Below are 12,374 nucleotides of genomic sequence, written 5' to 3' on the forward strand. Positions count from 1 at the left end.
ATGAGGCGGGGCGAGCGTAGCGACGGGGTGGTCGCCGGCAGGGCGGTCACGAGCCGACTGCTGCAAGTTCGGCTTCGACCGCGGCTTCGAGGCGATCGCGCACCTCGGGAACAGCGATCTTGTTGATGATTTCGTGGAAGAACCCACGTACGACCAGACGACGCGCCTGATCCTCCGGGATACCGCGAGCACGCAGGTAGAACAGCTGCTCGTCGTCGAAACGTCCCGTTGCACTTGCGTGGCCGGCTCCGACGATCTCACCGGTCTCGATTTCGAGGTTCGGAACCGAGTCGGCGCGGGCGCCGTCGGTGAGCACCAGGTTGCGGTTGAGTTCGAACGTGTCGGTGCCCTCCGCTGCGGCGCGGATGAGAACGTCGCCGATCCACACGGTGTGCGCGTCGGGCTTGCCGGATCCGGGATCGCCCTGAAGCGCGCCCTTGTAGACCACGTTGGACTTGCAGTTGGGCTGGCTGTGATCCACCAGCAGACGCTGTTCCAGGTGCTGGCCGGCGTCGGCGAAGTACAGGCCCAGCAGTTCCGCGTCGCCGCCCGGTCCGTCGTACTTGACGGTGGCGGAAAGGCGAACCAGGTCGCCGCCCAGGCTGATCGAGGTGTACCGGAGCACTGCGTCGCGGTTCAGGCGAGCGTGGTGTGACGTCACGTGAACTGCGTCGTCCGCCCAGTCCTGAATGGCCACGACGGTCAACTGCGAGCTGTCACCGAGAACGAATTCGATGTTCTCCGCGAAGGTTCCGCTGCCGCGCTGGTCGATGACGAACGTCGCCTTGGCGAACTGCGCCAGACGAATCTGGGTATGTCCGTAGGCGACATTGTCGACTCCGGGGCCGGTCATGGTGACCACGACGGGCTTCTCGACCTCGACCTCGGCGCCAACCGAGATGACCGTCGCAGTCTCGAAGCTCGAATATGCCTGCGCTGCAATGCGATCCGCAGGAACACCAGCCTTGCCCAGGCGCTCGTCGTCACGGCCGACGGTCTCGACGGCGATGTCGCTGCCACCGTCCACCTCGACAGTGACCTGAGCGTTGGCAACTGCGCTGCCGTCGTGCAATCCACGCAGACGACGCAGCGGGGTGAACCGCCAGATCTCGTCGCGTCCGCCCGGGACCTCGAATGCGTTGACGTCGAACGACGAGAACTGCTCGCCCTTGTTCGTGATAGGTGAGCCGGTGGCTGCACCCTTTACAGGAGCGGTCGGGTTCTCCCCGGCAACAGCTCCGATGACTCCGGTCTCTGGCGTGGTCACTAACCCACAGCCCCTTCCATCTGAAGTTCGATAAGGCGGTTGAGCTCGAGCGCGTACTCCATCGGGAGTTCCTTCGCGATGGGCTCGACGAATCCACGCACGATGGTGGCCATCGCTTCGTCCTCGGTCAGTCCGCGGCTCATCAGGTAGAAGAGCTGATCGTCACTGACCTTGGAAACCGTGGCCTCGTGACCCATGGTGACGTCGTCCTCGCGGATGTCGACGTACGGGTAGGTGTCGCTTCGGCTGATCTGGTCGACGAGCAGAGCGTCACACTTGACGGTCGACTTGGAGCCGTGGGCACCCTTGTTGACCTGCACCAGACCGCGGTACGACGCACGTCCACCGCCACGGGCGACAGACTTGCTGATGATGGTCGAAGACGTGTGCGGCGCGAGGTGGAGCATCTTGGCGCCGGTGTCCTGGTGCTGGCCCTCGCCGGAGAACGCAACGGAGAGAACCTCACCGCGGGCGTACTCGCCCATCAGCCAGACGGCCGGGTACTTCATGGTGACCTTGGAGCCGATGTTGCCGTCGACCCACTCCATGGATCCGCCGGCCTCGACCTTGGTGCGCTTGGTCACCAGGTTGTAGACGTTGTTGGACCAGTTCTGGATGGTCGTGTAGCGGCAATGGCCGCCCTTCTTCACGATGATCTCGACCACGGCCGAGTGCAGTGAATCGGACTTGTAGATCGGCGCGGTGCAACCCTCGACGTAGTGCACGGAGGCATCTTCGTCGACGATGATCAGGGTGCGCTCGAACTGACCCATGTTCTCGGTGTTGATGCGGAAGTACGCCTGCAGCGGGATGTCCACGTGGACTCCCGGCGGAACGTAGATGAACGAGCCGCCCGACCACACAGCGGTGTTCAGCGCGGAGAACTTGTTGTCGCCGGCCGGGATGACCGATCCGAAGTACTCCTTGAACAGCTCCGGGTGCTGCTTGAGACCGGTGTCGGTGTCGAGGAAGATGACACCCTGCTCCTCGAGGTCCTCACGGATCGAGTGGTAGACGACCTCGGACTCGTACTGAGCTGCGACACCGGCAACGAGGCGCTGCTTCTCCGCCTCGGGGATGCCGAGCTTGTCGTACGTGTTCTTGATGTCCTCGGGCAGGTCTTCCCAGGACTCGGCCTGCTTCTCGCTCGAGCGCACGAAGTACTTGATGTTGTCGAAGTGGATGCCTTCGAGGTCGGAGCCCCAGTTCGGCATCGGCTTCTTGTCGAAGGTGCGCAGAGCCTTGAGGCGGATGTCGAGCATCCACTCCGGCTCGCTCTTCTTCGCGGAGATGTCCCGCACGACAGCCTCGGAGAGTCCGCGCTGCGCGCTGGCTCCGGCTTCGTCGGAATCGGACCAGCCGTAGCCGTAATGACCGAGGGACGCGATGGTCTCTTCCTGCGTGAGCGGCTCGGTGCCTGCTGCCGCAGTGGTAGTCGCCTGGTCTGATGTGACGGTCATGCGAGCTCCTTCCGGAGTCTTGTTTCTTGACGGCTGCTCGGTCTCAGCGAGGGCTGGTCGCTACGGTCGAGCAGTTCTGACTTTGAAGAACTAGCTGAAAAATCTCTATTCGAACGCTGCTCTTGGGCAACGGCCTGCAGAACAACGCTCTGTAAAACACTGTGGTCCGGTCATCTACTCCCGGTGGACACGAGGGGCACGTGTGTCGTGCAGGCGCAGTCACCGTTGGCGATGGTCGCCAGGCGCTGGACATGCGTCCCGAGCAATTCCCGGAATGCTTGCTGCTCTGCCTCGCACAGTTCCGGAAATTCTTCTGCCACATGGGAAACCGGGCAGTGGTGTTGGCAGATCTGCACGCCGTTGCCTACCGGCCGGGTCGACGCGGCGAACCCCACTGCGTTGAAGGCTTCGGCGATTGCGTCCGCTGTCGCCTCGACGTTGTCCACATCTGTCGGATCAGCCGGTTCGACGTCTCCGACGATCGCCTGAACCCGACGCTTGGCGAACTCCTCGATTGCCGCGTCCCCGCCGATTTCGCGAAGTTGCCGCATCGCGGCTCCCGCCAGATCGTCGTAGGTATGGCCGAGGCGGCCTCGGCCGGTCGCGGTGATCTGGAACTGCTTGGCGGGACGACCTCGTCCGCGCTGACGCAGCGACGCCGCCGAAGCGGTTCGGGCTTCCCCGGACTCGATCAACGCGTCCAAGTGACGTCGGACACCTGCGGCACTCAAACCGAGGCGCGTGCCGATTTCGGAGGCGGTAATGGGGCCTTCTTCGAGTAGCAGCTTGACCACTGCGGCCCGGGTCTGGCCTTCGACGCTCACCGTCACCGGATTTGCGGCAGCACTCGGCGAGGTCGCTACAGTGGGCTGACCTGCAACTTCCTTGCTTCGAGGGTCTGACGCATTTCTTTTCACAACACAAGTGTGACCGAATTCTTTTCGCAGGTCTACTAAGGGCAACCTGCATTACATACGGGAATATCCGGACAGCGCACGTTGTTTGTGCTTGTCTGTCCAGCTGGATGGAGCCGCTACGCTGCCTGGTGTGCCGCAGACCCCCGAGAAGACGACGACCGCGCGATCGGCGCGCGCGATCCTGCTGGACAAGCCCAAGGCACTCGCGCTTTCCACGATCGGCGTTCGGCCTTTCGGTTCCGCTCCCCGGCAGAGTATGGCCGCGGTGTTGCACGGCGACGAAAGCGAACGCCCGGGCCTGAACGCGAAGGAAACCGCGCAACTGCGAGGTATCCGCAGATTCGGCGCAACCGGCGCGGTATTGATGGCAGTGGGCGCGCTCGGCGCCGGCGCACAACCCGTCCTGCAGAATCCGACCGCCGGCCTTCGAGTCCTCAGCCTTCCCGGACGTATGCCGACGGTCTCGCTCACCATGACGATGACCGGAACGGTGCTCGTCGTTCTCGCCTGGCTGATGATGGGCCGATTCGCCGTCGGGGACATACGCAGCCGATCCGGCGCACCGCGGCGCATGACCCGTTCTCAGTTGGACCGCACGCTTCTGCTGTGGATCCTGCCGCTCTCCGTCGCACCGCCGATGTTCAGCCGCGACGTCTACTCGTATCTGGCACAAAGCGAAATCGCGGCTCGCGGACTCGATCCGTACGCCATCGGCCCCAAGGCGGCACTGGGCGTCGACCACGTCCTCACCCGCACTGTTCCGACCATCTGGCGGGACACGCCGGCTCCGTACGGGCCGTTCTTCCTGTGGCTGGGACGCGGGATCAGCTCACTGACCGGCGACAACATCGTGGCCGGAATCTTCTTGCACCGCCTGCTCGCCTTGGCCGGCGTCGCGCTCATCGTGTGGGCGATACCTCGACTGGCCAAGCGATGCGGCGTCTCTGCCGTCAGTTCACTCTGGCTCGGAGCCGCGAACCCGCTGCTGCTCTTCCACTTGGTGGCCGGCATCCACAACGAAGCGCTCATGCTCGGGTTGATGCTCGCCGGAATCGAGATCGCTCTCCGCGCAGTCGAAGGGTCCGGGCCCATCCGTGGCCGAGCGCTGTTCTATCTCATTGCGGGATCAGGTTTGATCGCGTTGTCGTCGACTGTCAAAATTCCGTCCTTGCTGGCACTCGGATTTGTCGGTATGGCTCTGGCCCGGCGTTGGGGTGGAACCTGGAAAGCCTTGGCGGGAGCCGCGATTCTTCTGGGCATCGTTGCCGCCGTCGTCACGTTTGTCATCAGCGTGGCCAGTGGGCTCGGTATGGGGTGGATCAACACCCTCGACACCGCTACGGCGGTGCGGAGTTGGATGTCCATCCCGACGCTCCTGGGCGTCGGCACTGGATTGGCAGGTGTACTGCTCGGACTCGGCGATCACACGACGGCAATCCTCACGATCACGCGGCCGATCGCGTATCTGGTTGCCATTCTCATCACCGCGCGGATGATGATCTCGGTATACATGGGCCGCATTCACCCGGTCGGTGGACTCGGCATCGCACTCGGGGCCATCGTTCTCCTGTTCCCGGTCGTTCAGCCCTGGTACCTGCTGTGGGCGATACTTCCGCTCGCAGCCTGGGCTACTGCGCCGATTTTCCGCATCCCCGCCGTGGTCTTCACCTCGATCGTCAGCGTCATGTTGATGTCGAACGGCGCCGAATACCTTCCGTTCATGATCGTGCAGGCCGTCATCGCGACCATCCTCACCGCCGGAACGCTCATCGTCTTCACCCGCAATTCACTCCCCTGGCGTAGCGACAAGCCAGTAGCGGAGATCACGAAAGGCGGACCGGTAGACGAAGACAACTCGGCGGGGGCTTACGCTGATTCCCCGTGACCTCGAGAGCCTCCAGATCGTCGACGCCGGCGGTACAGATCCAGGGTGTCGTCAAGTCCTTCGACGGTGTTCGAGCCGTCGACGGTATCGATCTCACTGTCGAGACGGCCCAGGTCGTTGCCCTGCTCGGCCCCAACGGAGCCGGTAAGACAACAACCGTCGAGATGTGCGAAGGGTTTGTCACCCCCGATGCCGGCACCGTTCGAGTGCTCGGTCTCGACCCCATCGCCGACTCCGGAGAAGTCCGCTCGCGAATCGGCGTCATGCTGCAGGGCGGCGGCGCATACCCCGGGTCCAAGGCCGGAGAAATGCTCGACCTCGTCGCCGCATACTCTGCCGACCCACTCGATCCCGCCTGGCTCCTTTCCAAACTCGGCCTCACCGATGCGCGCAAGACGCCGTACCGTCGCCTTTCCGGCGGCCAGCAGCAAAGACTGTCTCTGGCGTGCGCGCTTGTCGGCCGTCCCGAATTGGTATTTCTCGACGAACCCACCGCTGGACTCGACGCTCAGGCACGTCTACTCGTGTGGGAACTCATCGACGCTCTGCGCCGCGACGGCGTCAGCGTCCTGCTCACCACGCACCTCATGGACGAGGCCGAAGCTCTCGCCGACGAATTGGTCATCATCGACCACGGCAAGATCGTCGCGTCGGGAACGCCGGCCGAGGTCACCAGCAAGGGCGCCGAAGGCCAACTCCGTCTGACGACGGTTCCCGGTTTGAGCCTCGACTCGCTGGTCGGCTCACTCGCCGGGTTCCGCGTCGAGGAATCCAATCCCGGCACCTACGTCGTCGAAGGTGCAATCGATCCGGCAACCGTGGCGACTGTCGCGACGTGGTGTGCCGATCAGGACGTGCTGATCAACGACATCCGCGTCGATCAACGGAGTCTGGAAGACGTCTTCCTCGAATTGACGGGCCGGGAACTGAGGGGATGACGGAGATCAAGGTCATGAACGAAACAGCAGCGAACGGCCAGAACAGTGGGACTGCCAACGGAGCCAGGGAACGCCGGCTCGCCGAGAACCGCTTCGAGCCGGGCACCTTCTCGCCGGATCCCCGCCCCAGTTCGGCGGCCGAGATGCTGGCGGCGCAGACCAAGCTGGAACTGACTCTTCTGCTCCGCAACGGTGAGCAACTGCTGCTCACCATGTTCATCCCGATCACCCTGCTCATCGGACTGTGTCTACTGCCGATCGGCGATTTGGGCGATTCTCGGGTCGATACCGTGCTCCCTGGTGTCATGATGGTTGCCGTGATGTCGACGGCGTTCACCGGACAGGCCATCGCCGTCGGATTCGATCGCCGATACGGCGCGCTCAAACGACTCGGTGCAACGCCGCTACCGCGGTGGGGAATCATCGCAGGCAAGAGCGCCGCCGTCATCATCGTCGTGGCACTGCAGGCATTGCTGCTCGGCGCTATCGGTTTGGCGTTGGGGTGGCGTCCGTCGTTCGCCGAACTGGTACTCGGCGCAGTGGTCATTGCCATCGGTACTGTCACGTTTGCAGCGCTGGGACTGCTGCTCGGCGGCACTTTGCGAGCGGAGATCGTTCTCGCTCTCGCCAACGTCTTGTGGTTCATCATGGTGGGCATCGGCAGTGTGGTCTTCGCCAGTGGCGAACTTCCGACCGCTGTTCACACGCTGGTGCGCATTGTTCCGTCCGGTGCTCTCGCACACGCTCTCGAAGCGGCCCTCGACACCTCGATGGACTGGTTCTCGATTCTCGTACTTCTCATCTGGGCCGCGGTGGCCGGTGTCTGCGCAGCAAGGTGGTTCAAGTTCACGTGAGTACACGACGGACAGCTCAGATCGTCGGCAGTGTGGCCGCAACAGTGATGTTGTGTGCCGGTCCCGCAACGGCGGCGCCTTCGGTGTCCGGTCCACTCGCACCTGCAAATCCGTACCTCGGTCCCGTCGGTACCTCCACCATGCACGGTGACGCGGGCTCGTCCGACGTCACTCCGCTGCCCGGACCCGGAACCGGCCCCCACGAAGTGACCGCCTTCCCGATGATGGCTGCCTGCCCGACGGTCCTGCAGGGTTCCGACGGCATGGTCGTCTCGCTCTGCACGACGATGATCGGCCAGATCCCGACCATCCACTTGATCGATCCGAAGGCCGACGCCACGCCGTTGGGCCGGTCGGTAGCGCAACTGCCGCTGGCAAAGGGAAGCCTCCTGGGCGGCGTCTACGCCTATCTGGACAACGAGAACCGCCTCGTCGCGGTCGACGGAAACCGCCAGCTGGTTCGCATTTCCCATGCTCAGAATCCGGACGGCAGTTGGCGGTTGGAACTCGCCGATACCGTCGATCTCAGTGGTGCGGTTTCCGCCGACGACAACGTGACCGGCCTTGCTCCGGACTGGGAAGGCAATGTCTGGTTCGCCACCGGGCACGGCACCGTCGGGTATGTCGGCACGGATCGAATCGCGCACAGCATCGCTCTCCCCGAGGGTGAACAGGTGCAGAACAGCATCTCCACTTCCCCGACGGGTACTGCCGTCGCCACTACCCACGCGCTCTACCAGCTGAAGCGAAGCGGCGACGAGGTCGTCGTCGATTGGCGTCAGCCGTACGATCGCGGGCCGGCCCGCAATCCGGGTCAGCTCAGCTGGGGTACCGGATCGACTCCGACGTACTTCGGCCCATCGACGGGCAGCGATTTCTTGACCATCGTCGACAACGCCCATCCGACGGTGAGCTTGCACGTCTATCGCGCTGACACGGGCGCAGAGGTGTGCACACAACCGGTGTTGTCCGCTGCAAGCCAGGACGGCTCACCGAGCGGCAGCGAGAACTCGCCCGTCGGCATCGGTCATTCGGTCTACGTCGCAGGCACTTACGGGTACCCGTACCCCACAACTCCTGAAGGCGCCGGCCCGGCGGTCCCCGCCACGGCACCCTTCAACGGCGGCATGACCCGCGTCGACATCGACCCGGTCGGCTGCCATGTCGTGTGGGACAACACGATTCGAAGCTCTGCGGTCCCGCACCTCTCGACGGCTGACGGTGCGATCTACACCGTCACCCGGGACGGCGCTGCGAACACCTCGCCGCTGGACGGGTACTCGTTCGCGGTTATCGACTCGAAGGACGGGTCGCAGATCGGTTCGACTCCCCTGCCGTCGACCATCCTCAACGACACCCTTCAGATGTCTGCGCTCATCACCGAGTCGGGCGAGTACTTCCAGGGAACGATCTCGGGAATCGTGCGGGTTCGCGCAAACTGACGCGAGCTGGCCCCGACGACGCGGGGCAGGCGCGGAGCGAGCTGGCCCCAACGACACTGTGTAGTTGATGGGGAACTACGATCGTTGGCGTGGTGAATCGTGTGTATGCCGGATTTTTGCGCTTGGTGGATCGACTACCTCTCCCCTCGCTGAAAACGCAGAAGATCATCGCGTTCATCGTGATCCTGACGCAGGGCGGCATCGCTGTCACCGGCGCGGTGGTGCGCGTGACGGACTCGGGACTCGGTTGCCCGACGTGGCCGCAGTGCTTCCCCGGTAGCTTCGTCCCGGTCGGCCACGGACAGGTCGCGGTCATTCATCAGGCTGTCGAGTTCGGCAACCGCCTGCTCACGTTCCTGGTTGTGATCGTCGCGGCTGCAATCGTGCTCGCGGTGACTCGCGCTCGCCGTCGCAAAGAGGTGCTTGTTTACGCCTGGATGATGCCTCTCGGCACCGTGGTTCAGGCAGTGATCGGCGGTATCACCGTCCTGACCGGCCTGCTGTGGTGGACGGTGGCAATCCACCTGGTGGCGTCGATGCTGATGGTCTGGGTTGCCACGGTGATGTACGCGAAGATCGCCGAACCCGACGAGGCAACAACGCTGATCGTGATGCCGAAGCCGCTGCGCTGGCTGACCGCTCTGTCCGGAGTTGCGCTTGCCGGCGTGCTCGTCGCCGGCACCCTCGTAACGGGTGCAGGCCCACACGCGGGCGACAAGGGACTGGAACGCACGGTGCCTCGCCTGGAGGTCGAGATCGTAACGCTTGTTCATCTGCACTCGCAGCTGCTGGTCGGATACCTCGCGCTGGTCGTGGGACTGACCTTCGGCCTTTACGCGGTCGGAACGTCAGCGGCCGTGAAGCTCCGCTTGAAGGTCCTGCTGGGACTTATCCTCGCGCAGTCACTCATCGGCGTCGTGCAGTACTTCACCGATGTGCCTGAAGTTCTCGTGATCATGCACGTCGCTGGTGCCGGGCTGTGCACGGCTGCGACGGCAGCAGTTTGGGCCGCGGGCAAGACCCGCCAGTTCACGCCGACCGGCTCGCCGATACCAGCTGTCTGACGCTTGAAGACACGTGTGGGGCGTAGGAACACCTTTTGGTGTTCCTACGCCCCACACGTCATTTTCAGGATTCGTTGCGAGCTTTCGGGAACCGAGTCTGATTGGCAACCCAACCGGCCATCTTCTTGAAGTGGCCTTCCTGCGGGGTGACGATGCTCGTCAGCTCACGCTCCCACTCGGCAACGGTGACGTTGTCGAAGGATGCGACGACGGCATTGGCCGTGGCGAGGTCCTCGACGACCTGGTCACCGAGGATGCCGTCGGCACCCACGAGAGTGATGCGAACGCCGGCAACGCCGACCGGCTGTATGACGGCGCTGGCGGTTCCGCCGTGCTCGGCGACGAACTTGGTGATGGCATTCACCGTGGACTTCGGCAGTTCCGGCGCGGACGGGGTGGCGTCCGACTTCTCTGTATCGGTGCTCATGACTCGACAATACTGGTCGGTAGCCCGGAAGCGACACCAGGCATGGACTGAGGCTCGGTCGCCGCGGGTGTAGAACAGAAACCATGCGAGCCATCTACGTGACCGAGACCGGCGGACCAGAGGTTCTGACTCTGACCGAACAACCCGAACCGACACCGGGCCCAGGCGATCTACTTGTCCGGACCGAAGCGATCGGCATCAATTTCATCGACACGTACTTCCGAATGGGCCAGTACAAGCGGCCGCTCCCCTACATTCCCGGCGACGAGGGCAGCGGTGTCGTCGAAGCCATCGGTTCCGATGTCACCGAATTCGCCGTGGGCGACCGTGTCGCGTGGGCCGCGGCCACGAGCAGCTACGCCGAGAAGGTGGCTGTTCCCGCTGCAGTCGCAGTCAAAGTGCCCGACGGTGTCCCGGCATCAGCCGCAGCGTCGGCGCTCCTGCAGGGGATGACGGCGCATTACCTCGCGAAGTCGACGTATCCGATCCAGAGCGGAGACACCGTGCTCGTGCACGCGGGCGCGGGCGGCGTCGGGTTGATCCTGACGCAGATGGCCGTCAGCCTCGGGGCCAAGGTCGTCACGACTGTGTCATCGGATGCGAAGGAAGAACTCTCGCGTGGCGCCGGCGCCTCGGAGGTACTGCGGTACGACGAGGACATCGCAGCGCGCGTTCGGGAGTTGACCGGCGGCGAAGGAGTCGCGGCGGCATACGACGGCGTCGGCGCGACAACTTTTGATTCGAGCTTGGCTTCCGTGCGTATCCGCGGCACCGTCGCATTGTTCGGTGCGGCCAGTGGTCCGGTTCCGCCGGTGGATCCGCAGCGGCTCAATTCGTCGGGCTCACTGTTCCTGACGCGTCCGACGCTCGCGCATCACATTCGCACTCGTGAGGAACTGAACTGGCGTGCCAGCGATGTCTTCGACGCCATTGCGGCCGGGAAACTCGATATTCGCGTCGGGGCCGAATACCCCCTCGCCGATGCAGCGACAGCGCACCGGGACCTGGAAGGTCGAGCAACAACGGGATCAATCGTTCTGATCCCCTAGCGAACTGCTGTGCGCCTTTATTAACCGCCCGCGGTTAATAAAGGCGCACAGCAGAATCAGCTGAGCATGTCACTGATCGTCTGGAGTCCGAGCACCGAGTCGACAGCGAGGCCGACGAAGACGATCGCAAGATAGTTGTTGGACTGCAGGAACAGGCGCAGCGGCTTGACCTGGGCACCGCCACGAACGCTGCGGTACAGCTGATGGGCCATGAGCAGGAACCACGCGCCGGCGACGATGGTGATGGCGGCGTAGATGACGCCGGACGCGGGCACGAGGACGAGCGTCGTGACGACCATCGCCCAGCTGTAGAACAGGATCTGCTTGGTGACGTGCTCTTCGGTGGCGATCACGGGAAGCATCGGAACACCGGCAGCTTTGTAGTCTTCCTTGTAGCGCATTGCGAGCGCCCAGGTGTGCGGCGGCGTCCAGAAGAAGATGATCAGGAACAGCACCACGGGCTGCCAGCTCAGTGATCCGGTGACTGCGGCCCAGCCGACGAGGACGGGCATACATCCGGCAGCGCCACCCCAGATGACGTTCTGCCAGGTACGGCGCTTGAGAACCATCGTGTAGATGAGTACGTAAAACGCGATCGTAATCACGACGAGGATGCCGGCGAGGAGGTTGGCTCGCCACCACAGCCACAGGAACGACGCGAGACCCAGGAGAAGTCCGAAGACGAGCGCGTTGCGAGTCGGTACCGCCTCGCGGGCCAGCGGACGCTTGGCGGTGCGCTTCATGACCTTGTCGATGTCGGCGTCGACGACGCAGTTCAGGGAGTTCGCACTCGCTGCGCCCATCCAGCCACCGAAGAGGGTGCTGAGGATCAGAGCGATGTCGACTGTTCCGCGATCGGCCAGCAGCATTGCCGGAATGGTTGCCACCAACAGCAATTCGATTACTCGCGGCTTCGTGAGCGCGATATAAGCCAGAACCTTGCCCGTTGCGCGACCCCACACCGTATCGGTATTGGTCGCCCGCGGGGCGGCACCTGGGCTGCCGAAGCCATGTCCGCTCGGCTGTTGCCCTGTCCGCACGTTCTCTCCTTGCACCACGCGTTACCGCACT

The 12,374-nt window shown here is 63.7% G+C and carries 11 protein-coding genes; 6 read left to right on the plus strand and 5 right to left on the minus strand.

Features of this window, described 5'->3' with window-relative positions:
• Nucleotides 1-46 precede the first annotated feature (46 nt).
• The 3 genes from sufD to ACFQ6Y_RS06215 form a co-directional block, all read right to left on the minus strand.
• On the minus strand, nucleotides 47-1,267 hold the full coding sequence (sufD, locus tag ACFQ6Y_RS06205; protein WP_378630238.1) for a Fe-S cluster assembly protein SufD: 1,221 nt from the start codon (nucleotides 1,265-1,267) through the stop codon (nucleotides 47-49).
• The gene (gene sufB / locus ACFQ6Y_RS06210) at nucleotides 1,267-2,727 is read right to left on the minus strand and encodes a Fe-S cluster assembly protein SufB (protein WP_003944799.1); all 1,461 of its coding nucleotides are present in this window, start codon (nucleotides 2,725-2,727) and stop codon (nucleotides 1,267-1,269) included. Before sufB ends, sufD begins: the two co-directional genes overlap by 1 nt.
• A 170-nt stretch (nucleotides 2,728-2,897) precedes the next feature.
• Nucleotides 2,898-3,644 (minus strand): helix-turn-helix transcriptional regulator, encoded by a 747-nt coding sequence (locus ACFQ6Y_RS06215; RefSeq protein WP_378544281.1) that lies wholly within the window; start codon nucleotides 3,642-3,644, stop codon nucleotides 2,898-2,900.
• Nucleotides 3,645-3,774: 130 nt separating this feature from the next.
• Here ACFQ6Y_RS06215 and mptB point away from each other — a divergent pair, with 130 nt between their 5' ends.
• The 5 genes from mptB to ACFQ6Y_RS06240 all read left to right on the plus strand — a co-directional run bounded on the left by mptB (nucleotide 3,775) and on the right by ACFQ6Y_RS06240 (nucleotide 9,827).
• Nucleotides 3,775-5,529, plus strand: coding sequence for a polyprenol phosphomannose-dependent alpha 1,6 mannosyltransferase MptB (gene mptB / locus ACFQ6Y_RS06220; RefSeq protein WP_378533101.1), 1,755 nt, complete (start codon nucleotides 3,775-3,777; stop codon nucleotides 5,527-5,529).
• A complete protein-coding gene (locus ACFQ6Y_RS06225; RefSeq protein WP_378533103.1) occupies nucleotides 5,526-6,467 on the plus strand; it encodes an ABC transporter ATP-binding protein in 942 nt (313 codons plus the stop codon). The genes mptB and ACFQ6Y_RS06225 overlap by 4 nt, the downstream gene beginning before the upstream one ends.
• 14 nt (nucleotides 6,468-6,481) lie before the next feature.
• Nucleotides 6,482-7,321 (plus strand): ABC transporter permease, encoded by an 840-nt coding sequence (locus ACFQ6Y_RS06230; RefSeq protein WP_378630241.1) that lies wholly within the window; start codon nucleotides 6,482-6,484, stop codon nucleotides 7,319-7,321.
• 47 nt (nucleotides 7,322-7,368) lie between these two features.
• A complete protein-coding gene (locus tag ACFQ6Y_RS06235) occupies nucleotides 7,369-8,763 on the plus strand; it encodes a hypothetical protein (protein ID WP_378631329.1) in 1,395 nt (464 codons plus the stop codon).
• Between the two features lie 89 nt (nucleotides 8,764-8,852).
• Nucleotides 8,853-9,827 (plus strand): heme A synthase, encoded by a 975-nt coding sequence (locus ACFQ6Y_RS06240; protein ID WP_378533107.1) that lies wholly within the window; start codon nucleotides 8,853-8,855, stop codon nucleotides 9,825-9,827.
• A gap of 64 nt (nucleotides 9,828-9,891) precedes the next feature.
• On the opposite strand, the gene ACFQ6Y_RS06245 is transcribed toward ACFQ6Y_RS06240, so the two are convergent.
• Nucleotides 9,892-10,254, minus strand: a complete 363-nt coding sequence (locus ACFQ6Y_RS06245; protein ID WP_230815574.1) for a hypothetical protein — start codon at nucleotides 10,252-10,254, stop codon at nucleotides 9,892-9,894.
• 83 nt (nucleotides 10,255-10,337) lie between these two features.
• Here ACFQ6Y_RS06245 and ACFQ6Y_RS06250 point away from each other — a divergent pair, with 83 nt between their 5' ends.
• Complete coding sequence (locus ACFQ6Y_RS06250; protein ID WP_378630244.1) at nucleotides 10,338-11,303, plus strand: quinone oxidoreductase family protein; 966 nt, start codon at nucleotides 10,338-10,340, stop codon at nucleotides 11,301-11,303.
• A 56-nt stretch (nucleotides 11,304-11,359) separates the two neighbouring features.
• On the opposite strand, the gene ACFQ6Y_RS06255 is transcribed toward ACFQ6Y_RS06250, so the two are convergent.
• Nucleotides 11,360-12,343, minus strand: coding sequence for a heme o synthase (locus ACFQ6Y_RS06255; protein WP_283304656.1), 984 nt, complete (start codon nucleotides 12,341-12,343; stop codon nucleotides 11,360-11,362).
• Between the last annotated feature and the right edge of the window lie 31 nt (nucleotides 12,344-12,374).

It is taken from the genome of Rhodococcus sp. NPDC056516 (assembly GCF_042794655.1).
GTDB lineage: Bacteria > Actinomycetota > Actinomycetes > Mycobacteriales > Mycobacteriaceae > Rhodococcus_F.

Excerpts from the sequence above, each read along its gene's own strand:
- ACFQ6Y_RS06245 (WP_230815574.1), bottom strand. The coding sequence starts at position 10,254 with ATGAGCACCGATACAGAGAAGTCGGACGCCACCCCGTCCGCGCCGGAA.
- ACFQ6Y_RS06235 (WP_378631329.1), top strand. The coding sequence starts at position 7,369 with ATGTTGTGTGCCGGTCCCGCAACGGCGGCGCCTTCGGTGTCCGGTCCA.
- ACFQ6Y_RS06250 (WP_378630244.1), top strand. The coding sequence starts at position 10,338 with ATGCGAGCCATCTACGTGACCGAGACCGGCGGACCAGAGGTTCTGACT.
- sufB (WP_003944799.1), bottom strand. The coding sequence starts at position 2,727 with ATGACCGTCACATCAGACCAGGCGACTACCACTGCGGCAGCAGGCACC.
- ACFQ6Y_RS06230 (WP_378630241.1), top strand. The coding sequence starts at position 6,482 with ATGAACGAAACAGCAGCGAACGGCCAGAACAGTGGGACTGCCAACGGA.